The organism is Phreatobacter stygius, assembly GCF_005144885.1.
GTDB classification, from domain to species: Bacteria; Pseudomonadota; Alphaproteobacteria; order Rhizobiales; family Phreatobacteraceae; genus Phreatobacter; species Phreatobacter stygius.
Map to the genome: position 1 here is coordinate 7,177,142 of NZ_CP039690.1, position 24,045 is coordinate 7,201,186.

At 67.2% G+C, this 24,045-nt stretch carries 24 protein-coding genes and 2 tRNA genes; 11 read left to right on the forward strand and 15 right to left on the reverse strand.

Annotation, left to right across the window (positions count from 1 at the left end):
• The first annotated feature begins 124 nt into the window (after positions 1-124).
• On the forward strand, positions 125-1,339 hold the full coding sequence (locus E8M01_RS33985) for an MFS transporter (protein ID WP_170182188.1): 1,215 nt from the start codon (positions 125-127) through the stop codon (positions 1,337-1,339).
• A 557-nt stretch (positions 1,340-1,896) separates the two neighbouring features.
• Here E8M01_RS33985 and E8M01_RS33990 read toward each other — a convergent pair.
• The 3 genes from E8M01_RS33990 to E8M01_RS34000 form a co-directional block, all read right to left on the reverse strand.
• Positions 1,897-2,598: a PopZ family protein gene (locus tag E8M01_RS33990; protein ID WP_136964223.1), complete on the reverse strand. Its 702-nt coding sequence runs from the start codon at positions 2,596-2,598 to the stop codon at positions 1,897-1,899.
• A 198-nt stretch (positions 2,599-2,796) separates the two neighbouring features.
• A complete protein-coding gene (locus E8M01_RS33995) occupies positions 2,797-4,203 on the reverse strand; it encodes a TolC family outer membrane protein (RefSeq protein WP_136964224.1) in 1,407 nt (468 codons plus the stop codon).
• A gap of 160 nt (positions 4,204-4,363) precedes the next feature.
• Positions 4,364-5,029 (reverse strand): protein-L-isoaspartate O-methyltransferase family protein, encoded by a 666-nt coding sequence (locus tag E8M01_RS34000; RefSeq protein ID WP_136964225.1) that lies wholly within the window; start codon positions 5,027-5,029, stop codon positions 4,364-4,366.
• A gap of 196 nt (positions 5,030-5,225) precedes the next feature.
• Here E8M01_RS34000 and E8M01_RS34005 point away from each other — a divergent pair.
• A tRNA-Cys gene (locus E8M01_RS34005) sits at positions 5,226-5,299 on the forward strand.
• 188 nt (positions 5,300-5,487) lie between these two features.
• Positions 5,488-6,426: an SMP-30/gluconolactonase/LRE family protein gene (locus E8M01_RS34010; RefSeq protein ID WP_136964226.1), complete on the forward strand. Its 939-nt coding sequence runs from the start codon at positions 5,488-5,490 to the stop codon at positions 6,424-6,426.
• Positions 6,427-6,438: 12 nt separating this feature from the next.
• Here E8M01_RS34010 and E8M01_RS34015 read toward each other — a convergent pair whose 3' ends face one another.
• Complete coding sequence (locus E8M01_RS34015; RefSeq protein ID WP_246088528.1) at positions 6,439-6,711, reverse strand: hypothetical protein; 273 nt, start codon at positions 6,709-6,711, stop codon at positions 6,439-6,441.
• Positions 6,712-6,884: 173 nt separating this feature from the next.
• On the opposite strand from E8M01_RS34015, the gene E8M01_RS34020 reads away from it, so the two are divergent.
• Both E8M01_RS34020 and E8M01_RS34025 read left to right on the forward strand, forming a co-directional pair.
• A tRNA-Asn gene (locus tag E8M01_RS34020) sits at positions 6,885-6,959 on the forward strand.
• 422 nt (positions 6,960-7,381) lie between these two features.
• On the forward strand, positions 7,382-7,831 hold the full coding sequence (locus E8M01_RS34025) for an ester cyclase (protein ID WP_136964227.1): 450 nt from the start codon (positions 7,382-7,384) through the stop codon (positions 7,829-7,831).
• A 19-nt stretch (positions 7,832-7,850) separates the two neighbouring features.
• Here E8M01_RS34025 and E8M01_RS34030 read toward each other — a convergent pair whose 3' ends face one another.
• The 8 genes from E8M01_RS34030 to E8M01_RS34070 form a co-directional block, all read right to left on the reverse strand.
• A complete protein-coding gene (locus tag E8M01_RS34030; RefSeq protein WP_136964228.1) occupies positions 7,851-8,105 on the reverse strand; it encodes a hypothetical protein in 255 nt (84 codons plus the stop codon).
• A 77-nt stretch (positions 8,106-8,182) separates the two neighbouring features.
• On the reverse strand, positions 8,183-8,953 hold the full coding sequence (locus E8M01_RS34035; RefSeq protein WP_136964229.1) for a DUF899 domain-containing protein: 771 nt from the start codon (positions 8,951-8,953) through the stop codon (positions 8,183-8,185).
• Positions 8,954-9,022: 69 nt separating this feature from the next.
• Positions 9,023-9,208, reverse strand: coding sequence for a DUF3237 domain-containing protein (locus tag E8M01_RS34040; protein ID WP_211596682.1), 186 nt, complete (start codon positions 9,206-9,208; stop codon positions 9,023-9,025).
• 325 nt (positions 9,209-9,533) lie between these two features.
• The gene (locus E8M01_RS34050; RefSeq protein WP_136964231.1) at positions 9,534-10,277 is read right to left on the reverse strand and encodes an ABC transporter ATP-binding protein; all 744 of its coding nucleotides are present in this window, start codon (positions 10,275-10,277) and stop codon (positions 9,534-9,536) included.
• Entirely contained in the window at positions 10,274-11,515 is a 1,242-nt protein-coding gene (locus E8M01_RS34055) for an ABC transporter permease (RefSeq protein ID WP_136964232.1), read from the reverse strand. Before E8M01_RS34055 ends, E8M01_RS34050 begins: the two co-directional genes overlap by 4 nt.
• Before the next feature lie 7 nt (positions 11,516-11,522).
• Positions 11,523-12,533: an efflux RND transporter periplasmic adaptor subunit gene (locus E8M01_RS34060; RefSeq protein ID WP_136964233.1), complete on the reverse strand. Its 1,011-nt coding sequence runs from the start codon at positions 12,531-12,533 to the stop codon at positions 11,523-11,525.
• Positions 12,534-12,643: 110 nt separating this feature from the next.
• The gene (locus E8M01_RS34065) at positions 12,644-13,468 is read right to left on the reverse strand and encodes a class I SAM-dependent methyltransferase (protein WP_136964234.1); all 825 of its coding nucleotides are present in this window, start codon (positions 13,466-13,468) and stop codon (positions 12,644-12,646) included.
• 6 nt (positions 13,469-13,474) lie between these two features.
• Positions 13,475-14,182 (reverse strand): TetR/AcrR family transcriptional regulator, encoded by a 708-nt coding sequence (locus E8M01_RS34070; protein WP_136964235.1) that lies wholly within the window; start codon positions 14,180-14,182, stop codon positions 13,475-13,477.
• 219 nt (positions 14,183-14,401) lie between these two features.
• Here E8M01_RS34070 and E8M01_RS34075 point away from each other — a divergent pair, with 219 nt between their 5' ends.
• The 3 genes from E8M01_RS34075 to E8M01_RS34085 all read left to right on the forward strand — a co-directional run bounded on the left by E8M01_RS34075 (position 14,402) and on the right by E8M01_RS34085 (position 17,839).
• The gene (locus E8M01_RS34075; RefSeq protein WP_136964236.1) at positions 14,402-14,809 is read left to right on the forward strand and encodes an ankyrin repeat domain-containing protein; all 408 of its coding nucleotides are present in this window, start codon (positions 14,402-14,404) and stop codon (positions 14,807-14,809) included.
• Positions 14,810-14,907: 98 nt separating this feature from the next.
• Positions 14,908-16,365 carry a cryptochrome/photolyase family protein gene (locus E8M01_RS34080; protein ID WP_136964968.1) on the forward strand — a complete coding sequence of 486 codons (1,458 nt, stop codon included), beginning with the start codon at positions 14,908-14,910 and terminating at the stop codon, positions 16,363-16,365.
• A gap of 220 nt (positions 16,366-16,585) precedes the next feature.
• Positions 16,586-17,839 (forward strand): SAM-dependent methyltransferase, encoded by a 1,254-nt coding sequence (locus E8M01_RS34085; RefSeq protein WP_136964237.1) that lies wholly within the window; start codon positions 16,586-16,588, stop codon positions 17,837-17,839.
• A gap of 9 nt (positions 17,840-17,848) precedes the next feature.
• Here E8M01_RS34085 and E8M01_RS34090 read toward each other — a convergent pair whose 3' ends face one another.
• Positions 17,849-18,499 (reverse strand): ChrR family anti-sigma-E factor, encoded by a 651-nt coding sequence (locus E8M01_RS34090; RefSeq protein WP_136964238.1) that lies wholly within the window; start codon positions 18,497-18,499, stop codon positions 17,849-17,851.
• Positions 18,500-18,827: 328 nt separating this feature from the next.
• Between E8M01_RS34090 and E8M01_RS34095 the strand changes: the two genes are divergently transcribed.
• Genes E8M01_RS34095 through sseA form a run of 3 tightly spaced genes read left to right on the forward strand, consistent with a single transcriptional unit; the run spans position 18,828 to position 21,471 of the window.
• Entirely contained in the window at positions 18,828-19,868 is a 1,041-nt protein-coding gene (locus E8M01_RS34095) for a cysteine synthase A (protein ID WP_136964239.1), read from the forward strand.
• Positions 19,868-20,587: an alanyl-tRNA editing protein gene (locus E8M01_RS34100; protein WP_136964240.1), complete on the forward strand. Its 720-nt coding sequence runs from the start codon at positions 19,868-19,870 to the stop codon at positions 20,585-20,587. The genes E8M01_RS34095 and E8M01_RS34100 overlap by 1 nt, the downstream gene beginning before the upstream one ends.
• A 14-nt stretch (positions 20,588-20,601) precedes the next feature.
• Positions 20,602-21,471, forward strand: coding sequence for a 3-mercaptopyruvate sulfurtransferase (sseA, locus tag E8M01_RS34105; protein ID WP_136964241.1), 870 nt, complete (start codon positions 20,602-20,604; stop codon positions 21,469-21,471).
• Between the two features lie 266 nt (positions 21,472-21,737).
• Here the strand turns inward: sseA and E8M01_RS34110 are convergent, their stop codons facing one another.
• Both E8M01_RS34110 and E8M01_RS34115 read right to left on the reverse strand, forming a co-directional pair.
• Positions 21,738-22,511, reverse strand: a complete 774-nt coding sequence (locus E8M01_RS34110; RefSeq protein WP_136964242.1) for an amino acid ABC transporter ATP-binding protein — start codon at positions 22,509-22,511, stop codon at positions 21,738-21,740.
• A gap of 53 nt (positions 22,512-22,564) precedes the next feature.
• Positions 22,565-24,037, reverse strand: coding sequence for an amino acid ABC transporter permease (locus E8M01_RS34115; RefSeq protein WP_136964243.1), 1,473 nt, complete (start codon positions 24,035-24,037; stop codon positions 22,565-22,567).
• Positions 24,038-24,045: the final 8 nt, after the last annotated feature.

Genomic DNA, 24,045 nt, shown 5'->3' on the forward strand with positions numbered 1-24,045 from the left:
CGGTTGATCGCTTTGGCTTGATATGGGGAGCGCACAAAGCCGGCCGAAACGCGCCCTGTCAACATTTCTGCCATGCGCCCGTGCGACTTGCCGCATTGCACACACCAGTCGCATAGCTTGTGGCATGACAACAGTGGCAGTCGAAGACGTCGGGACGGACACCGTTCCGTGGCGCGCATTGTTCCTGCTCGGCGCAGCCTCATTCGCCTCGTCGGCGGCGCTGCGCTTCTGCGATCCGCTGCTGCCGACGCTGGCCAATGCCTTCGACACCACGCCCGGCAAGGCCGCCATCGTCATCACCGCCTATGCCGTCTCCTACGGCTTCTTCCAGCTTTTGACCGGGCCGCTCGGCGACCGCTACGGCAAGGTCCGCATGGTCACGCTCGGCGCGATCCTGAGCGGCCTGTTCACGCTCGCCTGCGCCTTCGCCACCGGCATCGACCAGATCTCGGTCCTGCGCTTCCTGGCCGGCCTGACCGGCGCCGCGATCATTCCGAACTGCATCGCCTTCATCGGCGACACCGTCCCCTTCGCCCAGCGCCAGGCGGTGCTCGCCCGCTATATGATCTTCACCAGCTTCGGCGCGATCTCGGGCCAGGCGATCGGCGGCGTGCTCGCCGATGCGCTCGGCTGGCAGTCGGTGTTCATCATGGCCGGGGCGTTCCTGCTCCTGGCCGGAACCGTGCTGGCGATCCAGCAGCGCAGCAGCCCGGTGCTGTCACGCCGGCAACCGGCGCCCGCCGGCGGCGTGCGCGGCTCGCTCGCCCAGATGTTGGCGCTGAGGAACATCCCCTACGCCCGGGTGGTGCTGATGGCGGTGACGATCGAGGCCGTGCTGTTCTACGGCACCTTCACCTTTCTCGGCGCCCATCTCCGGCAGGTCTACAATATCAGCTATACCGCGATCGGCGCGATGACCGCGCTGAGCGCGGCGGGTGCCGCCGCCTATTCCTGGTCGGCGCCTTTCCTGCTCGGCCGCTTCGGCGAACGCGCAGTGCTCGGCATGGCCTCGGTGTTTCTGGCCGCCAGTTTCGCCCTGCTGGCGCTGACCCCGCCGGTCTGGCTCGTCGCGGTCGCGATCGCCATTGGCGGCTTCGGCTTCGTGCTGCTGCACAATCCCCTGCAGACCAACGCGACCCAAATGACCCCGGGCTCGCGCGGCGCCGGCATCGCCACCTTCGCCTTCTGCTTTTTCGCCGGCCAGACCGCCGGGGTTGCCCTGTGCAGCCTGATCTACGACCAGGTCGGCGCGCCGCCACTGTTCGCCGGCGCGGCGCTGCTGCTGCCTGTGCTGGTGTTCTGGTTCCGCGCCGGCCTGGCGCGCACCAGGCCGGTGTGAGTGGGGCGGCTAGGCGAAGCGGCGACAACGGCGCTCATCGTCTTGGCCTGGCTTGTCCCGGCCATCCACCCATGCCTTGCACGGAGGCAAGTCGTGGATGCCCGGGACAAGCCCGGGCAGGACGAAGTGCAAGGCTTGCGAGGTCACGCTGGGGTCGGATCCACTGACGCCGAGGCTCGCGGAGCATACCGCGCCGTTCGGAGATGGACGTCCCGTCACCCGGCGCCTCCATAGCGTCGAGCGAACGCGAGACGCGTTCGCATCTCGCTATGCGGCGCCACCCTCTCCGTTTGGGCTACCGGATTCACACATCTCGACAATCCATGTCTTGGCGCGGTGTTTCTCGCTTCGTCATGGCCGTGCTTGTCACGGCCATCCACGTCCTCCGCGGTCAAGGCAATGCGTGGATGGCCGGCACAAGGCCGGCCATGACGAAAAAGGACGGCGCATGCGCTATCCGTGGTTCTCGTGCGAAGCCTTGAGAGGTGGCGAATTCAGGCCCCTTTGAGAGATGTGTGAATGTCGTAGCCCCCTGGGAGAGGGTTAATTCAGCCCCCTCAGCGCGGCGGGGTGCCGCGCGACACGCGTTCGATCTCGGCGCGCACCAGCCGCTCGACCAGTTGCGGCAGGTTGTCGTCGAGCCAGTTCTTCAGCATGGGCCGAAGCATGTCCTTGACCAGATCCTCGATGGTCCGGGCATTGTTGGACAGGATCGTATTGGCGAGCGAGCCGAACGCGGCTCCGACCGCGGCATGGGCCTGTGACGACAGGAGCGGGTCGGCCGCCGTCAGCTGTTCGATGCTCGCGAAGGACGGGGCGGCCGGCTGAGCCCGCGGCTGCTCCGCCATTTCCATGAACTCGATGTCGGCGCGGCGCGAGATCGGCTTGATCATGCCGACCGCTTCGACGACCGCGTCGTCCTTGCTCAGTTCCAGAATGTCGGGCTCGGGCACCTTGGCCGGCTTCGCGGCCACCGGCGGCGGCGCGGGAGGCGCCGGAGGCGGAGCTGGAGGCGGCGGCGGTGCGGGTTCCGGCTCAGCCTCGTCCATCGCGTCGAAGCCTGCGAGCAGAGCGTCGATATCGTCCTGCGATTTCGGTGCTTCCTCGACCTTAGGCGCGGGCGGCGGCGGCGCCGGCGGCGGAACGACCGCGACCTTGGGTGGTGCCGGCTTCGGCGGCTCGTCATCCGCGATGATCCGGCGGATCGACGCCAGGATCTCTTCCATTGACGGTTCGTTAGCCTTCGCTGCCTGCGACATCCCCGTCCACCCCTTTTTACGCACACCGTGGGATCACGTCGTCTCCCTTCGGGAAAAGGGAGAATCACCACGAATCAACTCAGCGAACTATGCACCGAGGCAGCCGTCAGGGCTAACGGCTCAACTGATGATCCACAAACAAGATGTCGAGAGTCTTGAAGGCGGTGAGCGCAAGTGATGCGCTCACCGCAGACGCGTTCAGCGTCCGTCGGGGGTCCGTACGCCGATCCAGAGATCGCGAACCTGCTGGTAGTGCTGGGTCGGATCGAAGATCTCGGTGGCCAGCGCCAGCCGCGGCGCATTCAGCCGGCCCATGGCCGACAGCACCGAATAGGACAGCACGACACGGTCGCGCTGGGCCCGAACCAGCGCGACCCTGGCTTCGAACAGGTTCTGCGTGGCGTTCAGCACGTCGATGATCGTGCGCTGGCCGACCTTGTACTCTTCGCGAATGCCGTTGACGGCAATGGTCTGGGCCCGGACCTGCACTTCGGCGGCCTGGATCTGGGCGCGCGAGGCTTCGAGCGCCGCCCAGGACTGCGTCACGGCCTGGCGGACGCTGGCGGTGGCCGTCTCGATCTGGATGCGGCGCTGACCGTAAGCTTCTTTGGCGCCACGGATCGTCGCGTAGTCACGGCCGCCATTGGCGAAGATCGGAATGGTCAGCGTAGCGCCGATGCTGGCGGAGGACACCTGCGGCGCGCTCGACTGGTCGGCGCCGCGGAACAGGCTGGCGCTCAGGCCGAGCGTCGGATAGAGCGCCGATTCGGCGATGCGCACCTGCAGGAGCGACGCGTCGGCGCCGTGGCGCGCGCCGCGAATGGCGGGGTGTTCGGACTGGCCGGCGATGACGGCCGCATCCAGGCTGCGCGGCAGCAGCCGCTCGACGGTCCGCGCCGGCGCCAGGCGCCCGGCCGCGATGCCGACCTGCTGCATATAGACCGAGCGGGAATTGGCGAGGTCGGACTGGGCGCCGCTCTCGGTCGCAATCGCGCCCTGCAGCGACGATTCGGCCAGCGCCACGTCGGTGCGCGTCACCTCGCCCACGGCGAAGCGATCACGGGTGGCCCTCAGCTGCTCGCGGAACACCTCGACCGCGCGATGGCGCAGGTCGAGCACCGCCTGCTCGCGCAGCACGTTCATATGGGCCGTGGAGGAGGCCAGCAGGATGGTCTGTTCGGTGTTGCGCAGGGTCTCGCGCGCCACCAGCACGTTCTGGTCGGCCTGCCGGACGCTGTTGGCGGTCCGGTTGCCGTCATAGATCGGCTGCGTGGCGGTCAGCGTCGCCGAGCGCGGAAAGGAACGCGTTGCCGTGTGAAACCCAGGCGCCCCGGTCGAGCCGCCACCGGCTTCGGTATATTGGCCTGACGCGGTGAAGGTCGCGCTGACCGAAGGGCGGTAACCGGACAGGGCCGCGGGAACGCCTTCATTGGCCACCCGGACGCCGGCACGTGCCGCATTGAGGTCGGGATTGTTCCGGTAGGCCTGGATCAGGGTCTGATTAATGGACTGAGCCCGCGCGGATACGGGCGAAAACAGCGGGACGAGAATCGCGACGGTGAGTGCCGTCGCGGAGCCGACACGGGTAAACGTGGCTCCGATCATGTGTAACACCTGCTTCGTGGCGTTACCCTGGATGATCCGCCAAGACCCAGGGCACCTAAGGGGACATTCGATAACCGCTTCGGGACAATGAAGAAAGCCCCGGTTTCAATATGCGGCCGATTAGACAGGAAGTGGGACGTGAATGCCACACTTCAAGCCGTTAAAAGACGAAACCGCGCGCTGCGGCAAAACCCGGCAGGGGCGGAATGGCTGCGTCGAAGATCGGCCGCGCGCTGATCTCGCCGCTGATTCGGGTATGAACGAGGCATTTCGCCGCGCGCCCCGAACCGACCACGGCAACCAGGCGCCCGCCCTCCTTCATCTGGCCGAACAGGGCCTCCGGCACCGCCTCGACCGCGCCCTCCAGCAAAATCACGTCGTAAGGCCCCTGTTGCGGCGCACCCTCGGCGAGTGCGCCGGCGACGACGGTGACATTGCCTGACGCGGCCAGCGCCTGGCGCGCCGCCGCGGCCAGCGTCTCGTCCTCCTCGACCGCCACGACTTTCGCCGCGAGCCTGGCCAGGACGGCCGCCGAATAGCCTGTCGTGACCCCAATATCGAGCACGCTGTCGGCCGGGCCGATGGCAGCGGCGTGAACCATCTTGGCGAGCACCATCAGCTCGATCAGGTAGCGGGCCGGCTTGCCGTTCGATGCTTCGCTCACGGCGACGTCGTCGTCGATATAAGCGAGCTCGCGGCGCGCCTCGGGCACGAAGGCCTCGCGCGGCACCGCCATCAGCGCCTCGATGATGCGGCCATCGGTGACATCGTTCACCCGAATCTGCGTGTCGACCATGGTCCGGCGAGCGCGCGCAAAATCGATCATCGCGAAATCCTCGGATTGCGGCGGCAAAAGCATCGCCGAGGCCCCGTCTTTAACGGGGGAGGCGGTCGGATTGCAAGGTCATGAAGATCGCTCGCCCGCCCGCGCGACGCTGTCGGCGGCTCTGTTGCGGTGCCCGGATCAGCGTGCTAGAGCGAGCCCACTCCGCGCCGGGCTTGCCCGGTTGAGTTACCCGGACGGCCTCGTGGCGGAGTGGTTACGCAGAGGACTGCAAATCCTTGCACCCCGGTTCGATTCCGGGCGAGGCCTCCACCTCCTTCCCCTTGGAACATCTGCCGATGGTTGCGGGCGGCCGAACCCGGCCCCATGCCGCGCACCCGGCTGCGCTGCGCCCGGCGCATTGCATTCGCGCCATGCCTTGGGGAAGATCGCACCGGGCGTCCCGGCGCCCGCCCCCGGCCCGCTTACGCCCAAGCCCGCTCCGTCGGAAGGACCGCCCCATGTGGCAGCCGAGCCAGCGTTACCCTGACCCTGCCATCGAAATTCTCGATCCGAGCTTTGCCAAATACCGCCTGTTCAGCGCGGCGGTCGAGCGCCTGGCCACCGGCATGCGCTGGGCCGAAGGGCCGGTCTGGTTCGGCGACGGGCGCTATCTCCTGTGGAGCGACATCCCGAACAACCGGGTCATGCGTTGGGACGAGGAGACCGGCGCGGTCTCGGTGTTCCGCAAGCCCTCCGACTTTGCCAACGGCCATACCCGCGACCGCCAGGGCCGGCTGATCACCTGCGAGCATGGCGGCCGGCGCGTCACCCGCACCGAATATGACGGTTCGATCACCGTGCTGATCGACCGTTTCGAGGGCAAGCGGCTGAATTCGCCCAATGACGTGGTGGTCAAATCCGACGGCTCGGTCTGGTTCACCGATCCGCCCTTCGGCATTGCCGGCCATTACGAGGGTTTCCAGGCGACGCCCGAATCGCCGCAGAACGTCTACCGCCTCGATCCGGCGACCGGCGAGGCCAGGGCGGTGGCGACCGGCATTGCCGGGCCGAACGGCCTCTGCTTCTCCCCCGACGAGACCCGGCTCTACCTGGTTGCCTCGCGCGCCGTGCCGAACCGCCTGATTCTCGCCTATGACGTCGTCGACGGCGTGACGCTGACCCGTCAGCGCACCTTCATCGATGCCGGGCCCGGCACGCCCGACGGCTTTCGTTGCGATGTCGACGGCAATCTCTGGTGCGGCTGGGGCATGGGCAGCGACGAGCTCGACGGCGTCCATGTGTTCAATCCCGACGGCAAGCTGATCGGCCGCATCCGCCTGCCCGAGCGCTGCGCCAATGTCTGTTTCGGCGGGCTGTCGCGCAACCGGCTGTTCATGGCGGCGAGCCAGTCGGTCTATGCGCTCTACGTCAACACCCAGGGCGCGCCCGGCGGCTGAGAGTGGTCCGCCTCAGGCCGGCGGGCCTTTCAGCCAGGCATTGAGTTTCGGCCAGCGCCGGCCGATTCGAATGGCCAGCCGCCGGCGCATGCGCCGGAAGAACGGGCTGTCGACCGACAGGATCGCCAGGCCGACCGGAAACATCCACGGGCCGAGCACCGGCAGGATGCTGAGCACGCCGCCGAGAATGAAGGCCCAGCCGAGCGCCCGGCGGCGCCAGCGCCGCTGCGGCAAGGCGAAGCGGCGGCCAAGCACGGTCAGGCTTGTCGGGGTGTCGGCGGTCACGGTCGTTACCCCTGAAAACACGGCTGGCGGCCTTTGTCGCCGGCCCCCTGCCCCACGGTTTGGCTGGGGACAAGTCGGGAGCCATGCTGCCGCCATCCTTTCACGTCATCTTTGCCCCTTGGCAATCGTGACGGTCTTGTGTTATTCGCGCCGCTCACTCGCGAAAGCGGTGGTCCTCGGTAGCTCAGCGGTAGAGCAACCGGCTGTTAACCGGTTGGTCGCTGGTTCGAATCCGGCCCGGGGAGCCAAATTTGAAGGCGGAACGGACGAATGTCCGTTCCGCCTTTTCTTTTTGGTCGAACGCCGAAGCCAAATCGACGCTCTGCCCTGCCGCTCATAAAAATCCCCGCCGGCTTGCGCCGACGCGGGGCTGTTCGGGCGCAGCTCAGCAGCAGGCGCCCATGGCTGGCAATCCTGCGACAATCCTTCGCGGCCTCGAAGCCGCCGGCGCCATCGCCACCGAATCGAACGGCAGCCGCTCCGGCGGACGGCTGAGCCCGTCGCATGGCGGCTGAACCAAGGAACCTGCGCCGGCTCCCCGCCGGTTCGAATTCCAGCACAACAAACGGAGTTTTCCCGATGCGTCCCCGGCCTACCCCATAAGCCGAGGTCCAGCGGCATGCCGCCGGCGCGGACCGTCCCAGGCAAAGGCGGCACAAAGGACTGCATCATGGCTAAGGAACAGGACAACAAGGCCATTGTCGGCCGATGGTTCGACGGCTTCTGGGGCAATCCCTGGAATCCCGCTGTCATCGACGAGCTCGCCGCGCCCGACATGCTCTTGCAATATTCGCTGCACGCACCGCGCCGCGGCCGCGAAGACGTCAGGGCGTTCATGCTCGGCTTCCGCCAGGCCTTCCCCGACCTGAGCTTCGGCGGTGCCGCAGACCTGATCGCCGAAGGCGACTATGTGGTTGGCCGCTGGATTGGCGGCGGCACCCATACCGGCCCGGCCTTCAGCGACTTTCTGACCGGTTCGCTGCCGGCGGCGTCCGGCCGGAAGATGCGTTTCACCGGAACCACGGTGCTGCGTGTCGAAAATGGCCTGATCGCCGAGGAGATCGGCCTCGACGACGGCGTGACCGCGCTGCAGCAGCTCGGCATCCTGCGCGCCGCCTGATCGCCGCGCCGGATCTGCCTCAAGGCGGCGCGACCGGCCTATCCGCTCGCACGGCCGTCGCGCCCATACACAGCGGCTGGGCCAGGATTTCGGCCAGCAGGCTGCGTTCGCTGATCCGGGCGCGCGCCGCGTAATGGTCGAAATGCTGGGTCGCCAAGGCCGTGCCGGCGGCCAGGACGATGGCGGCGGCGGCGAAGGCCGCCGCCCAGCGCAGCCGCGGCTGCCAACCGCGCGTGGCCTGAAGCCAGCGCCGCCACGCCGCCGTCACGGCCATCAGCAAGGCTCCGATCGCACAGCACATGGCGCTTGCCTCTCATGCCGCGCACCGGCGAACGGCCGCGGACTGCGGGCTCAGGTGTGGATGGCGCAGCCGCAGGTCGGCGCGTGATAGCGCCCGTTGGGCTCGACCATGCCGCCCTGGCCGTACATGGTTCTCGGCCGCACCCAATCGGTGAGCGAATGATGGGGCCCGGTCTCGTTGCGCCCCTTCGGCGCCATGTCGAGCACGGCATAGGTCGCCAGAACCGCTTCGCCGCCGCGGCCGAAGGTCGAATAGGTGTGGAAGATCTGGCCGTCATCGTCCTTGAAGAAGACGCTGACGCCGGACAGGTCCTCGATGCCTGGATCGATTTCGCGGAAATTGTAGAAGACGCGTCCGGCCGCGACCTGTTCCGGCGTGAACGACACGTTGAAATCATAGTTGAAATCGCTGCCGAACGCCGAAACGAAAGGAAATCGCCAGCCCATGCGCTGGCGCAGGGTTTCGATTTCCGCGATCGGCGCGCGGGCCACCACGACATAGGACACGTCGTGGTTTTCGAGATGGACGAGAATGCCCTCGACGTGGTCGACCTCGAACGAGCATCCGACACATTGGTTGGTCTGCCCCGGCCCCATCATGAAGTGCTTGATCACCAGCTGGCTGCGGCCGCCGAACAGATCCGCCAGTGTCAGCGGCCCGGACGGCCCATCGAACCGGTAGGATTTGTCGATCTTGACCCAGGGCAAGGCGCGCCGCTCGGCGCTCAGCTCGTCGTTCATCCGGGTCAGCGCCTTCTCCTTGGCCAGCAGGGCGATGCGCGCGTTCTGCCATTCTTCGCGAGACACGATGGTGTTCGGCATGGTCGATCTCCTCTGGTGCCGCGTCAATCACTTAACCTTTTGGTTTAGTAATGGACGCGGCACCCTCCGTCAAGCCCGGCCCGCACACGCCGCGGTCGACGGCTCGGGCGATCTGGTCGGGCCCTCGAACGATCCGCCGGCGGCGCCGAAGAGAACCCGCTGGCCAAACTGGCCGGCGCCGATGTTCAGCCGTGGATGCAGGTCGATGACCATGTCGAAGATATGTGCCGTCCTGATCTCGCCGACGGGTTTCACGCGGGGGTCCGATGTCATTTGGTCATGGCCTTCGATGGCTGGGAGGGGCGGGCCGCCGTGTTCCGCCGGGGCCGGCATGCTGGTTCTATTCCGCCGCGATCGGCTCGGTCGCTCCGTCTCCAAACAGCTTTCGCCGGACCGCATCGGTCGAGACGCCGGTTTGGGCGCAAAGCGCCGACCGGTCGAAGAAGAATCGCTCGCCGCTTGGCGTCTTCCGCCGGCCGTGAGAGTGGCGGCGGCGGGGGCAGCGCAGGCGCGAAGGCAGGATAATGGCGCGCGCCGAGGCCGCGCCGATCGCTTCGTCGTGATGCTGTCGCATCTGGAGCTACCGCTCGGACGGCACCGGGAGCGGCAAGCGCCCTGCCCCGGCCGGCCCCTGCGGGGCAACATGGTCGTCGCTGCTGATCCTGCCATCGACCAGGTGGACACGCCGATCCATGCGCGCGGCCAAGGCGAGATCATGGGTCACCGCGACGACGGTCTTGCCCCGTTCGCGTACCAGGGTCTCGAGGATCGAAAAGACCTGTTCCGAGCTCTTGCTGTCGAGGCTGCCGGTCGGCTCGTCCGCCAGGATGAGCGGCGGATCATTGGCGAGCGCCCGCGCCACGGCGACACGCTGGCGCTGGCCGCCGGACAGCTGTTCGGGCCGCTTGTCGAGGTGATCGCCAAGGCCGAGCGACTGCAGCAGCTCGGCCGCCCGCACGCGCATCTCGGCGCGGCCGAGCCTGGCCAGCCGGCGCATGGGGATCTCGACATTCTCGCGCGCGGTGAATTCCGGCAGCAGGAAATGGAACTGGAAGACAAAGCCCATCATCGACAGGCGGGTCGCCGCGCGCTCCACTTCGTCCATGGGCCGGGTGTCCCGGCCGCCGATGCTGAGGCTGCCGCCGGTCGGCCGGTCGAGCAGTCCGAGAAGATAGAGCAGCGACGACTTGCCGGAACCGGACGGGCCGGTAATGGCGATGAACTCCTGCTCGGCGATGGCAAGCGAGACGTCGTCGATCAGCGTCACCGGCACGGTGTCGTTGAGGCTGCGCCTGAGATCCCGGGTTTCGATCAGCGGGCTCATGTGGCGCCCCTGATGATATCGACGGGATTGACCCGCGCCGCCCGCCGCGCCGGAAGATAACCGGCGACCGCGGCCGACATCAGCGCGAAGCCGAGCGCCAGCAGGTAATGGGTGAAGCTCCAGGCGATCGGCAGCCTGGTCATTTCCTGGCCGGTGGTGGCCACCTCGAAACGCACCAGCGACAGGGCATAGATCAGCGAAAAGCCGATCAGCCAGCCGACCAGCGAGCCGGCCGCGCCGATGGCCACGCCCTCGAGCAGGAATAGCCGGCGCATGTCGGCCTCGGCGAAGCCCAGCGACTTCATGATGGCGATGTCGCGCGCCTTTTCATGGGTGATGGTCGAGATGATGTTGAAGATGCCGAAGCCTGCCACCAGCATGATCGCGGCGACCACCGTGTACATGATGACATTGCGCACCACGAGCGCCTCCAGGATCTGCTCATTGGCCTCCTGCCAGGCGACCGCCTTGTAGCCGATTTCGGTCTCGACCCGGCGCGCCACCGCCGGCGCGCCGGCGGGATCATCGAGCTTGATGCGGATCTGGTTGATGGCATTCGGCCGGCGCGACAGGATCTGGGCATTCTTCAGGATGACATAGGCTTCGCCCTCGTCCCTGGCCGTGGTGCCGGTATGGAACAGACCGACGATCTTGAAATCGCGGGTCAGCCCTTCCGACGACACGGCCGTGACGGTGTTGCCCATCCGCGCCCCCAGGCGGTTGGCCATGGTGTCGCCGATCACGATGCCGTTGCCGCCCGCCGTCAGCGCGGCGAAACTGCCCTGGGTGAAGTCGCCGACAATGGGCGAGACACCGGCTTCGGTTTCCGGGTCGATGCCGATCACCGCCGCGCCGACATCGCGGCCGGAATAGCGGATGACGCCCTGCAGCCTGAGCGTGCCCGCCAGCCGCCCGGGCACCCAGGCCTTCAGCCAGGACAGCGCCGCCGTCGGATTGATGATGCCGCGCCGGTCCTCGCGCGGCCGGAGCCCGGCAATGGCAACCGTCGCGAAGACGTCCTCCGCCGGCTGACGGCGGGCGGCGCGCCGGTCGTCGGTCACCTGCACATGCGGCATGGTGTCGACCAGCTGTTTGACGAAATCGTCCTGGCCGCCTTGCATCAGCGCCGCCATGGCCACCGAAAAGCCGACGCCGACGGCGACCCCGATCACCGCGACGAGCGTCTGCCGGGCGCGGCCGGCGATATGGGTATAGGCGATGTCGAAGATGAGGCGCATGGCCGCCTCACCGCGCCGCCGTGGCCGAGATCGAAACCCGTGCGCCGTCGGCGAGACCAGCCGGAAACGGCGAGACGATCCGGGTAGTCTCGTCGACGCCCGCGACGACCTCGACGCCGGCCGGCCCGCGAATGCCGGTGCGGATCTCCTGCAGCCGCGCCCGGTCGCCGTCGATCACGACGATCCTGGCGCCGTCGACGGCAACCGTTGGAACGAGCCAGGCATCGCCCGCCACCCGGATGACGATGTTGACATCGGTCGACATGCCGATCCTCAACGGCGTGTCGTCGGGCAGGCGGAAACGCACCCGATAGGCCTTGGTCACCGGATCGCCCTTCGGCGTGATGCGGTCGACCACCGCTTCCAGTGTCCGGCCGGGAAAGGCATCGGACCGGAGCAGCGCGCGCTGGCCAACCTCGACGCGCGGAATATCCTCTTCATTGACGTCGGCGGTGACGATCAGCGGATTCGGCTCGCCGACCCAGAACAGCACGCTGCCGAGTTCGGCCACCTCGCCGACCTCGCCGTCCCGCCGCAGCACCACGCCCGCGCCCGGGGCTCTGAGGACATAGCTTTCGAGCCGCGCCTGCTGGCCGGCAATCAGCGATTCCAGCTGGGCCACCTCGCTGCGGGTCCGGTCGAAGGCCTGCTGGCTGCCGACATTGCGCTCGACCAGCACGGACTGGCGCCGGTGTTCTTCCCGGGCGAGCGTCAGCCGCGCCCGGTGCTCGGCCAGCGATGCCTCGACCTGGCTGTTGTCGAGCCGGGCGAGCACATGGCCCTTGGCGACCCGCGAACCCTCGCAATTGCACTGCTCGACGATCCGTTCGCGGACCACCGGCGTGACCTTGGCCCAGATCAGCGGCTCGACCACGCCACTGGCATAGACGATCTCGGCGGCGTCGCCGCGCGACGGCGTCACCGTGATCACCGGCTTCGGCTTCAGGATAAACCAGCCGACCGCAGCGGCCGCGCTTGCGACGACAACCAAACCGATGGCGTAACGTATCAACCGCAAGAGAGCCTCCCGTGGTGTCCTTCGTCGTCAGGCCGGCTGTTCCGATCGGCGTGACCCGGCATGGCGGCCGCGCCGGCCGGTTGCGTGGGACCGCGCCGCGTCGCGTCATGTCAAAAGCGGTAACGCAGCAGGCGGCCGATGCGCCGGAAGCCCGGCACCGCATGCATGACCCGGATCGCCAGGCGCGCGGGCAGCGAGAACCGGCGGAACTGCGCCGCCTCGGCCGGGTCGTAAATCATAAGCTCCGCCACGAAGCGCAGCTTCGGGACGAGCACCTCCAGCTCCCTGGGCTCGTCGATGTTCCAGTTGAGCGTCGCCCCGGTGGCCTTGATCATCCGGTTGCTCTGGGCAAGCCTGATACCGAGGCGGTTGAAGCCGTCGAACACCAGCTCGCCGCCCGGCAGGCGCGTGGTGAGCGCGCCCAAGAGATCACCGACTTCCGCCTCGCTCAGATACATCAGCAGGCCTTCCGCGATGATCAGCGCCGGAGCATCCGCGGGGATCGTGTCGAGCCACGATGGATCGGTCACCGACGAGCCGATCATCGTGCCGGCCGCCTGCGCCGGATAGAGCCGGTGGCGCAGGGCGATGACCTCGGGATAGTCGACATCGAACCATCGGACCGTCGCCGGCGGATCGAGCCGGAAGATCCGGCTGTCCAGGCCGCAGCCGAGATGCAGCACGATCGCGTCCGGATGGGCCGCGATGAAGGCGCGCGCGCATTGATCGAAGCGATAGGCCCGTGTCGCCAGCCCGACCATGTCGTCCCGGCCGACCTGCAGCTTCGAGAAGTCGTAATCGATCCGGCCAATGACCTCGGCGGCAAATCGGTCGCGCAAGAGCGAACCAGTTAGCCGGCTCTCCTCGCCCTTGCCATAAAGCGTGATCAGCAGGGTTTCCTTCACCCCGGTGAGGGTGATTTTCTCGGCCGTCATCGCTGGTCACCTCACGGCCATGACGGCCCGCACGAAGCCAGGCTCGACATAAACCAGGCTTCCGTCGGGAAGACCCAGAATGCGATCGATGGCGATCCCGTGAAAAATCAGCCGCTGCTCGAACTCTTCCCACACGGCTTCCGCCTCGGGCGTTCCCGCAACGGCGATCGCCCGCGCCATGAGATCATAGGCGCTGGTGCCGAGCTGCAGCACGACCTCGGCCGCGGCGACCGGATCCGGCACGTTGAACACACCCTCGGACTTGCCCTGGGCGATGATGCGGGCAAGCAGCGGCACCACCACCGGCAGCACGGCGGCGTTGATGCGATGGTAGAGAACGATGTTCTCGGGCTTGAACAGCACATCGAAGGTCGCCCGCGTCCGGGGCGCATCCTCGATCTTCATCCGGCGCGCCCGGGCGAAGAAGGTGTTCAGCCGGCCGAGACCGTCGAGGCCAGGCTCATCGAACACGTTCTCGAGCCGCGCGACCGATTCTTGCGACAGGCGGGCCGCCAGCGCCTCCAGAATGTCCTCCTTGGAGGCGAAGTGATGATAGAGGCCGCCCTTGGAAACCCCGGCTTTCTCCATGATCGCGTTGATCGTGGTGTTCTCGTAGCCGCGCTCGAAGAACAGCGCCTGGGCGGCGTCGAGCAGCGCGCCGCGCCGCGCCGCCGGATCCATCATCACACGTGGCGTCTTGAATTCCCTGGTCATCGGCGAATCTCAGACCGACCGTCGGTCTGTCAATGATTTAGAACTGTGCCGTGCAAAAATCAAGCGCGCGGCCGGCGGCGCGACGACGGGCCGGCGGCCGGTCCGGCGACTTTTGGCGAGATGTCCGGGACCGCGCCGGGTTGCTAGGATGCACGGCCAAGGCGCGGCATGGCCCAAGGCCGCGAACCGCGAGCCCGCCGCTGGCAGGAGGAGACCCTCATGGCAGATGTCCCGCGTCTCGACGCCGAACTGGTCCACGCATTTGTCGGCCACGCGCATGGCGACCTCGATCGTGTGGTGGCGCTGGTGACCGGCCAGCCGGCGCTGGCCAACGCCGCCTGGGACTGGGGTGGCGGCGATTGGGAGACCGGGCTCGGCGCCGCCGCCCATATGGGCCGCCGCGACATCGCGGACGTGCTCTTGGCCAGGGGCGCACGCATGGACATCTTTGCCGCGGCCATGCTCGGCCATCTCGCTGTTGTCCAGGCGCTGTTGGCGGTCGCGCCCGAGGCGCGCAACGCGCGCGGCCCGCATGGCATCCCGCTGATCGCCCATGCCAAGGCCGGCGGTCCCGACGCGGCCGCCGTCGTGGCCTATCTCGAGAGCTTCGCCACGGGCGCAATATAGCGGGCGCTTCGTTTCCCAGGGATGCGGACCGCCCCACCCGAGGCCCGGCCACGGTGATCCGCCGCCCGCGGCAGGCCGTAGACAGGCTGATGACATCCATGCCCGCCGCGCCTGCCCCTGCCCTTGTCTGGTTCCGCGACGACCTGCGGCTGGCCGACAATCCCGCCCTCACCCATGCCATCGCCTCCGGCCGGCCCGTGCTGGCGCTGTTCGTGTTCGACGACGGCGATGCCGGCCAGCGCCGTCGCGGCGCGGCGTCCCGCTGGTGGCTGGCGCAGAGCCTCAGGCAACTGGCCCGGGCGATCGCGGCCAAGGGCGGCCGGCTCATTCTGCGATCGGGCGCGGCGAGCCACGTCGTGCCGGGCGTCGCCGGCGAGGTCGGCGCCAGGCTGGTGACCTGGAACCGGCGTTATGAGGCAGCTGCCATGGCGGTCGATGCCGGCATCAAGACCGCGCTGACGGCCGACCATGTCGTCGCCGAGAGCTTCTCCGCCGCGCTGCTGCGCGAGCCCTCGACGGTGAAGTCCAGGGCCGGCCAGCCGATGCAGGTGTTCACGCCGTTCTGGCGGGCGCATCAGGCCAAGGGCGAGCCGCGGGCCGCGCTGCCGGAGCCGGTCCGCATCAGCGGCTTTGCCGGCGCCATCGCCAGCGAAGACCTTGATGATTGGGGCCTCGAGCCGCGGTCTCCCGACTGGGCCGCGGGTTTCGGCGCAGCCTGGCAGCCGGGCGAAGCCGGCGCCAGGGCGCGGCTGCTGGCGTTTCTCGACAATGGGCTTGCATCCTATGCCGAGACCCGCGACCGCCCCGATCTTGCCGCCACCTCACGGCTGTCGCCGCATCTGCGATTCGGCGAAATCTCAGCCGTCCAGATCTGGCACGCCGCGCGCCTCGCCGCCGAGCTCCACCAACCGCCCGGCCTGCCCAAGTTCCTGTCGGAGGTCGGCTGGCGCGAATTCGCCTATCACCTGCTCTATCACCGGCCGGACCTGGCGCGGGAAAACGTCCGGAAGCGCTTCGACGGCTTTGCCTGGACCAACGATCCTGCCCACCTTCTGGCCTGGCAGCGCGGCCTGACCGGTTATCCCCTTGTCGATGCCGGCATGCGCGAATTGTGGCGAACCGGCTGGATGCACAACCGGGTGCGCATGGTCGCGGCCTCGTTCCTGGTGAAACATCTGAAAACCGACTGGCGCGCCGGCGAGGCCTGGTTCTGGGACACGCTGGTCGATGCCGATCCGGCCAATAATGCGGCAAGCTGGCAATGGGTCGCCGGCTCCAGCGCCGACGCCGCGCCGTTCTTCCGCATCTTCAACCCGATGGCGCAGGCGCAGACATTCGATCCGGCCGGCGACTATGTCCGCCGCTGGGTGCCGGAACTGGCCGGACTGCCCGCCGGCGCGATCCATCAGCCCTGGACGGCGGCCGCGGCGGACCTTGCCCAAGCCGGTGTCACATTGGGTGTCACATATCCCCGGCCGATCGTCGATCATGCCCGCGCCCGAGAACAGGCTCTGGCGGCCTTCGCGGAACTCGAGGACGTGGAGCACGTTGACTGACAACGCCGAGCAACGCGCCCGGCGCCGAGCAGGATTACGACCGGATTTGCGCCATTGAAGCTTGCCGCAAATCGCATAACCTAGGTTTCAGCGCCCTGCCCCGCCTCCGCCCGATCCGTTCGGGCCGGCCTTGCGTCATGAAGGCTCGAAGCGAGCGGACAAGCGTCGCAGGCGGCGTGATCGGTTTGTCTTGTGACACCGCCATGCAGTGAGCAGGCCCATGACTGTCGACAGCTATCAGCCCAATCTCGACCAGACCATTGAGGTCACGCGCGACAGTTTGCGCCGCGCGACCGAGGGACTTCCCGCCGCCGTCCGCTTCGCCCTCGGCTACCCGCTGAAGATCCGTTACGGCACCCTGATCATGGGGCTGCCCGACGGCCGGCGGCTGTTGTTCCGCGGCGGCGAAGCCGGCCCGAGCGCGGAAATGATCGTGCACGACTATCGCTTTGCGCGCCGCCTGATGCTGGATGGCGACCTCGGCTTCGCCGAAGCCTATATCCGGCGCGAATGGGACAGTCCCGATCCGGCCGGCCTGCTCTATTTCTTCTGCGTCAATATCGACGCCGTCGCCCATATGCCCCGGCACAACCCCGTGGCGCGGCTGCTGCAGCACTACCGCCATTGGCGCAACCGCAACACCAAGTCCCAGGCGCGGCGCAACATCATGGCGCATTACGACCTGGGCAATACCTTCTACCGGGCCTGGCTCGACCCTTCGATGACCTATTCCTCGGCCTATTTCGGCGCGGGGGCGGCGAGCCTGCCCGAGGCGCAGCGTGCGAAATACCGCCTGCTCGCCGACGCGCTCAAGCTGAAGCCTGGCGACCGTGTCCTGGAAATCGGCTGCGGCTGGGGCGGCTTTGCGGAACTGGCGGCCACCGAATATGGCGTGCACGTCACCGGCCTCACCTTGTCCGAGGAACAGTTCGCCTATGCGACGAAGCGCATGCAGGAGGCTGGCCTCGCCGATCGGGTGACCATCAAGCTGCAGGATTATCGCGACGAGACCGGCTCGTTCGACGCCATCGCCTCGATCGAAATGTTCGAGGCGGTCGGCCGCGAATATTGGAGCACGTTCTTTTCCAAGGTGCGCGACTGTCTCACCATTGGCGGGCGTGCCGGCCTGCAGGTGATCACGGTTGCCGAGAGCCTTTGGCAGAACTACCTGCGCGAGATCGACTTCATCCGGGCCTATGTGTTTCCGGGCGGCATGCTGCCGACCGCGACCCATCTGCGCGAGCTGCCGCGGGAAGCCAGCCTCGCCCTCGAGCACGAGCAGGCCTTCCGCCTCGACTATGCGCGGACATTGCGCGAATGGGCCGACAGGTTCACCGCGGTGTGGCCGGACCTCACCCATCTCGGCTTCGACGAGCGCTTCAAGCGGTTGTGGACCTATTATCTCGCCTATTGCGAGGCCGGCTTCCGCGCCGGCACCATCGACGTGCGCCAGTTGGTCTATGCGAAAAACTGACGGCTGGCGTCAGCGCCGGGACAGCCATTCGACGATCCGCCCGAACCGTCCGGTCAGGCGAAACGGCCCGTCGGACACGATGAAGCAGATGCAGCCCTCGGCCGCGTCGGCGACCGGGCGATGGTTCACCGTCTCATCGGCCATGCAGATGTCGCCGCGCCGGTAGACGCCGGACGCGTCATGAAACTGGCCTTGCAGCACCAGGGTGACCTCCTGGCCTTCGTGGGTATGAGCCGGCAGCGCGCCGCCGGGCTTGACCATGATGAGCTGTGCCCGGTGACGGCGATAGGTGCCGATGACGTGTTGGCGGATCCCGGGCAGCCTGGTTTTCCAGGGAATGTCGTCACCCGACCGCCCGACAAAGGCGCGCAGCGGACCCGGCATGAGGTCGTCGGCGGGCGCGGCCGGGGCGACGGCAACCGGCGGCTCGGCGAAGATCGCGGCAAGCTTGGCGTCGCGATCGGCCACCGGCACCGGAGCGGTCGCCGCGAGTTCGTCACCCTTCAGGATATCCAGTGCTTCGACATAGGCGCGGCTCCGAGGCTGAAGTGTCAGATGGGCCGCGACCAGCACGTGAAGCGGTCGGGACAGCGAGCCTGCCGCATATTCGGCAAGCAAGGTGTCGACCGGCCGCCCCCCGGCGTCGAAGAAATGTATCATCAAAATCAAATCCCTTGGGATCGGACGCCCCGCCCGCCGCGGTTGACGCCACGCCTTGTTCCATGACCAGTACTACGGGTGAGTAAGTGGTCTAGATCACCCGAAAATGCACGGGAGGCCTGCATGAGCGCGTCGGCGGAGCAGCACGCCTCCACCGCGACCGGCACATGCAGGGGACGCTGAACAGCTTCGCCGGTCGTCGGGGTGATAGCGCGAAAGCGCGAAAAAAGCCAGCGCCGGCCGGGATATAGGTCTGGACATCAGACTGCGGCAGGGTTGAGGTGCGACCCTCGCTCGGATAGCGTCTCCGATCGTCAGGATATCCGCGATGCCTATTCATGCCTCCCTTGTCGACGCCATCGGCAACACACCGCTGATCAAGCTGAACCGCGCCAGCGCGGCGACCGGCTGCACCATTCTCGGCAAGGCCGAGTTTCTCAACCCGGGCCAGTCGGTGAAAGACCGGGCGGCGCTCTACCTGATCAAGGATGCCATGGACCGGGGGCTGGTGAGGCCCGGCGGAACCATTGTCGAGGGCACCGCCGGCAATACCGGCATCGGGCTTGCCATGGTCGGGCGGGCGCTCGGGCTCGGCTGCGTCATCGTCATCCCCGAGACGCAGTCGCAGGAAAAGAAGGACGCGCTCAGGCAGCTCGGCGCCAGCCTGATCGAAGTGCCGGCCGTGCCTTATGCCAATCCGAACAACTATGTGAAGGTCTCGTCCAGGGTCGCCGAACGGCTGGCGCGGGAGAACCCCAACGGCGCGTTCTGGGCCAACCAGTTCGACAATGTCGCCAACCGGCAGGCCCATGTCGAAACCACCGGCCCGGAAATCTGGCGCGATACCAATGGCCGGATCGACGGTTTCATTTGCTCGATCGGCTCCGGCGGCACGCTGGCCGGCATTGCGCTGGCGCTCAAGGGCTCTAGCGACAAGGTCACCATCGGCTGCGCCGACCCGATGGGAGCCGCCATGTATTCCTGGTTCAGCCATGGCGAATTGAAGGCGTCCGGCTCGTCGATCACCGAGGGCATCGGCCAGGGCCGCGTGACCAAGAATATCGAGGGCGCGCCGGTCGACATCGCCTTCCAGATCCCCGACGACGAAGCGATCCCTGTCATGTTCGACCTGCTCGACCACGAGGGCCTGTGCGTCGGGCCGTCGACCGGGGTCAATGTCGCCGGCGCCATCCGTCTCGCCCGGCACCTTGGCCCCGGCCACACCATCGTGACCATTCTGGCCGACTACGGCTTCCGCTACGCCTCGAAGATCTATGACCCCGCCTTCCTCAGGTCGAAGGGTCTTGCCGTGCCGGAATGGCTGGAGCGCAAGGCCCTGCCCCTGGTCGACCTGGTTCCGGTGCCCTGATGCCCACTGAATTTCTGTTTCGCGACGATGCCTATCTGACCGAGGTCGAGGCGACGGTGACCGGCCTGACCGAGAAGGACGGCGCGATCGGCGTCGCCTTGGATCGCACCGTGTTCTATCCGACCGGCGGCGGCCAGCCCGGCGACACCGGCATCCTGGTGGTCGCCGGCCAGGACCTTGCCGTCGTCACCGCGGTCTATGGCGAAACCAAGCAGGACATCGTCCATGTGCTGGCGCCCGGCGCCACGGCGCCGGCGCTCGGCACCAGCGTGACCGCCAGGATCGACTGGACCATCCGCCACAAGCGCATGCGCATGCATACCGGCCTGCATCTGTTGTCCGTGGTGCTGCCCTATCCGGTCACCGGCGGCTCGGTCGGCGCCGATGAGGGCCGGCTCGATTTCGACATCCCGGAAGCCGGCCTCGACCGTGACGACATCACCGCCAGGCTGAATGTGCTGATCGGCAAGGACGCCGAGGTCACCGAGCGCTGGATCACCGATGCCGAGCTCGAGGCCAATCCGGGCCTGGTCAAGACCATGTCGGTGAAGCCGCCCATGGGCTCCGGCAAGGTCCGCCTGGTCGACATCTCAGGCCTCGATCTTCAGCCTTGCGGCGGCACCCATGTCAGGCGCACAAGCGAAATCGGACCCATGGTCGTTTCGGCGATCGAGAAAAAAGGCAAGCAGAACCGGCGCGTGCGCGTCGTGTTTGCTTGAAGGAGTAGCAAAGCATGACCACCCTGCCCTCGCCCTGGCTGCGCTCCACCGACTGGCTCGCCGAGCGCCTGAACGCGCCGGACCTGGTCATCCTCGACGGCTCCTATTACCTCTCGACCATGAACCGCGACGCCGAGGCGGAATTCGTCGCCGGCCATATCCCGGGCGCCCAGCGCTTCGATATCGACACGGTCAAGGATACCGAAACCGACCTGCCGCACATGATGCCGCCGACGCCGGCCTTCTCGGCGGCGCTGCGCAAGCTCGGCATCGGCGATGGCCAGTCGGTGCTGATCTATGACGGCGCCGGCCTGTTCTCCGCCCCCAGGGTCTGGTGGATGTTCCGCACCTTTGGCGTCGAGCGCGTCTTCATCCTCGACGGCGGCCTGCCGAAATGGGTCGCCGAGGGCCGCGCCGTCGAGACCGGGCCTGCGAAAGCCCGCGCGGCGCGCCATTTCACCGCCCGGCGCAACCATGGCGCGGTCGCCGATCTCGGCGACGTCAAGAAGGCGCTCGCCTCCGGCCGCGTCCAGGTGGTCGATGCCCGTCCGGCCGATCGTTTCCGCGGCGAGACCGCCGAGCCGCGCGCCGGGCTGAAATCCGGCCACATGCCGGGCTCGCTCAACGTGCCGTTCGGCAGCATCGTCCAGAACGGCCGGCTCGCCTCGCCCGAGACCATCAAGGCCGCCTTCGAGGCCGGCGGCGTCGATCTCGACAAGCCGGTCATCACCAGCTGCGGCTCGGGCGTCTCGGCGGCCATCCTCTGGCTCGCCATGGACGCCGTCGGCCGCCAGCCGGCCGGGCTCTATGACGGCTCCTGGGCCGAATGGGGCGGCCGCGAGGATTGCCCGGTGGTCGCGGGGCCGGCCAAGACGGGCGAATAGCCGACCGCGAGCGGCGAACGCAACGCGCGCAAACCCTCTCCCGCGTCTTCGTGGGAGAGGGTGGCGCCGTCAGGCGCCGGGTGAGGGTCTAATCCCACACCCCTGCCAATCCCTTGCACCCGGAATGCGCGTCGCAGATCGATGCAACGCCCTCACCCGGCCGCTGACGCGGCCACCCTCTCCCGCGAAGACGCGGGCGAAGGTTCGCGCGGCCCTCTTCGTCAGGCCGCCCTACTCCATTCCCCACTCGCCACTCGCTATTCGCCCTAGTGAAGGATCTGGCTGAGGAACAGCTTGGTCCGCTCGTGCTGGGGATGTGAGAAGAATTCGTTCGGCTCGTTCATTTCGATGATCTGGCCGAAATCCATGAAGATCACCCGGTTGGCGACCTGGCGGGCAAAGCCCATTTCGTGGGTGACGCAGAGCATGGTCATGCCCTCTTCGGCCAGCCCCACCATGGTGTCGAGCACCTCCTTGACCATTTCCGGATCGAGTGCCGAGGTCGGCTCGTCGAACAGCATGATCTTCGGGCTCATGCACAGCGCCCGCGCGATGGCGACGCGCTGCTGCTGGCCGCCGGACAGCTGGCCGGGATATTTCAGCGCCTGCTCGGGAATGCGCACCCGCTTGAGGTAGTGCATCGCCACCTCCTCGGCGTCCTTCTTGGGCATTTTCTTGACCCAGATCGGCGCCAGCGTGCAGTTCTCCAGGATGGTCAGGTGCGGGAACAGGTTGAAGTGCTGGAACACCATGCCGACCTCGCGGCGGATCTCGTCGATCTTCTTGAGGTCGTTGGTCAGTTCGATGCCATCGACGACGATCTTGCCCTGCTGGTGTTCCTCCAGCCGGTTGATGCAGCGGATCATCGTCGATTTGCCCGACCCCGAGGGTCCGCAGATGACGATGCGCTCGCCGCGCCGGACCGTCAGGTTGATGTCCTTCAGCACGTGGAACTCGCCGTACCATTTGTGCACGCCGGTGAGATCGACGGCCACCTCATTGACCGTCGTCGGCATTTTCATGGGGGCGGGACTGGCCATGCGGAACTCCTGGAAACGTTGTTGGTCGTGGCCGGCCGGGCCTGGTCTTGACTCTAGTGGCGGCGGCCCTTGTTGAGGCGGTTCTCGACGAAGATCGAGTAGCGGGACATGAAGTAGCAGAACGAGAAATAGATGATCCCGGCAAAGGCGAAGCCGGTATAGAGCGTCACCGGGCTGGCCCATTGCGGATCGGTGAAGCCGGCGCGCATGCCGCCGAGCAGGTCGAAGATGGCGACGATCGAGACCAGCGTGGTGTCCTTGAACAGCCCGATGAACGAATTGACGATGCCCGGAATGACCAATTTCAGCGCCTGCGGCAAGATCACCAGGCCCATCATCCGTGGATAGTTCAGGCCGAGCGCCTGGGCGCCCTCGAACTGGCCTTTCGGGATCGCCTGCAGGCCGCCGCGGATGACCTCGGCCATATAGGCGCCGGAGAAGATCGAGGCGCCGACCAGCACGCGCATCAAGGGGTCGGGCGACCGCTCGAGGAACAAGGGCAGCATATAGGTTGCGAAGAACAGCACGGTGATCAGCGGCACGCCGCGAACCAGCTCGATCAGCGCGACCGAGAGGAAGCGGATGATCGGCAGTTTCGACCGCCGGCCGAGCGCCAGCGCCACGCCGATCGGCAGCGCCGCGACAATGCCGGTGACCGCGACCACCAGGGTGACCAGAAGCCCGCCCCATTGCCGGGTCTCGACGACAGGCAGAGCCGGCAGATCGAACCAGCCGCCGCGCACCACGCCGAAGGCCAGGATGCTGACCGCCAGCGCCGCGGCACTGAACAGCAGGAGGCGCACATTGGCCCGGGGCTCCATCAGGCTGAGCACACAGGCGATCAGAACGCCGAGCCCGACCAGCGCATGCAGCTCGAACCAGTCGGGCCGCAAGAACCAGATGGCCACCGCGACGACGAACAGCACCAGGCCGCCGACGAACAGGTAGCGCTCGTCCATGCCGGATTCGCTGAGGCTCAGGAGATAGGCAATCAGCAGGCCGAGTGCCGCCAGGATGGCCAGCCAGTCGATGACGCCGAGCCAGGGATTGATGATCGATCCGCCCTGCAGCAGGACGAAGGCGAGGATCGGGAACAGGCCGAAGAACAGGATCGCGTTCAGCACCTTGTAGCCGACCGAGGGGATCAGCAGCGGCACCAGCAGGATCACCGCGATGATGCCGGTCAGATTGACCCGCCAGCGCTCCTCGACCGGATAGAAACCATACATGAACTGGGCGAACTTGGCCTGGACGAAGGGCCAGCAGGCGCCGACATGGCGCCCCACCTTCTCGTCCAGGCAGGCATCGCGATCGGCGCCGGTCCAGACCGCCCGGATCAGCGTGAAGTCGATGAAGATCCAGAGCAGCTTGAAGGCGACATAACCGCCGATGACGGTCAGGATCGCATGCGGGATCGACGAGAACAGGTTGGCGCGCATCCAGCCGAGCGGCCCGGCCAAGGAGACCGGCGGCGGCAGCGACTGGGCGAGTTCCCGGCGGACGAAGGTCGTGGACGACATGGTCATCGGCCGGC

Excerpts from the sequence above, each read along its gene's own strand:
- E8M01_RS33985 (WP_170182188.1), top strand. The coding sequence starts at position 125 with ATGACAACAGTGGCAGTCGAAGACGTCGGGACGGACACCGTTCCGTGG.
- E8M01_RS33990 (WP_136964223.1), bottom strand. The coding sequence starts at position 2,598 with ATGTCGCAGGCAGCGAAGGCTAACGAACCGTCAATGGAAGAGATCCTG.
- E8M01_RS33995 (WP_136964224.1), bottom strand. The coding sequence starts at position 4,203 with ATGATCGGAGCCACGTTTACCCGTGTCGGCTCCGCGACGGCACTCACC.
- E8M01_RS34000 (WP_136964225.1), bottom strand. The coding sequence starts at position 5,029 with ATGATCGATTTTGCGCGCGCTCGCCGGACCATGGTCGACACGCAGATT.
- E8M01_RS34010 (WP_136964226.1), top strand. The coding sequence starts at position 5,488 with ATGTGGCAGCCGAGCCAGCGTTACCCTGACCCTGCCATCGAAATTCTC.
- E8M01_RS34025 (WP_136964227.1), top strand. The coding sequence starts at position 7,382 with ATGGCTAAGGAACAGGACAACAAGGCCATTGTCGGCCGATGGTTCGAC.
- E8M01_RS34030 (WP_136964228.1), bottom strand. The coding sequence starts at position 8,105 with ATGGCCGTGACGGCGGCGTGGCGGCGCTGGCTTCAGGCCACGCGCGGT.
- E8M01_RS34035 (WP_136964229.1), bottom strand. The coding sequence starts at position 8,953 with ATGCCGAACACCATCGTGTCTCGCGAAGAATGGCAGAACGCGCGCATC.
- E8M01_RS34050 (WP_136964231.1), bottom strand. The coding sequence starts at position 10,277 with ATGAGCCCGCTGATCGAAACCCGGGATCTCAGGCGCAGCCTCAACGAC.
- E8M01_RS34055 (WP_136964232.1), bottom strand. The coding sequence starts at position 11,515 with ATGCGCCTCATCTTCGACATCGCCTATACCCATATCGCCGGCCGCGCC.
- E8M01_RS34065 (WP_136964234.1), bottom strand. The coding sequence starts at position 13,468 with ATGACGGCCGAGAAAATCACCCTCACCGGGGTGAAGGAAACCCTGCTG.
- E8M01_RS34070 (WP_136964235.1), bottom strand. The coding sequence starts at position 14,182 with ATGACCAGGGAATTCAAGACGCCACGTGTGATGATGGATCCGGCGGCG.
- E8M01_RS34075 (WP_136964236.1), top strand. The coding sequence starts at position 14,402 with ATGGCAGATGTCCCGCGTCTCGACGCCGAACTGGTCCACGCATTTGTC.
- E8M01_RS34080 (WP_136964968.1), top strand. The coding sequence starts at position 14,908 with ATGCCCGCCGCGCCTGCCCCTGCCCTTGTCTGGTTCCGCGACGACCTG.
- E8M01_RS34085 (WP_136964237.1), top strand. The coding sequence starts at position 16,586 with ATGACTGTCGACAGCTATCAGCCCAATCTCGACCAGACCATTGAGGTC.
- E8M01_RS34090 (WP_136964238.1), bottom strand. The coding sequence starts at position 18,499 with ATGATACATTTCTTCGACGCCGGGGGGCGGCCGGTCGACACCTTGCTT.
- E8M01_RS34095 (WP_136964239.1), top strand. The coding sequence starts at position 18,828 with ATGCCTATTCATGCCTCCCTTGTCGACGCCATCGGCAACACACCGCTG.
- E8M01_RS34100 (WP_136964240.1), top strand. The coding sequence starts at position 19,868 with ATGCCCACTGAATTTCTGTTTCGCGACGATGCCTATCTGACCGAGGTC.
- sseA (WP_136964241.1), top strand. The coding sequence starts at position 20,602 with ATGACCACCCTGCCCTCGCCCTGGCTGCGCTCCACCGACTGGCTCGCC.
- E8M01_RS34110 (WP_136964242.1), bottom strand. The coding sequence starts at position 22,511 with ATGGCCAGTCCCGCCCCCATGAAAATGCCGACGACGGTCAATGAGGTG.
- E8M01_RS34115 (WP_136964243.1), bottom strand. The coding sequence starts at position 24,037 with ATGACCATGTCGTCCACGACCTTCGTCCGCCGGGAACTCGCCCAGTCG.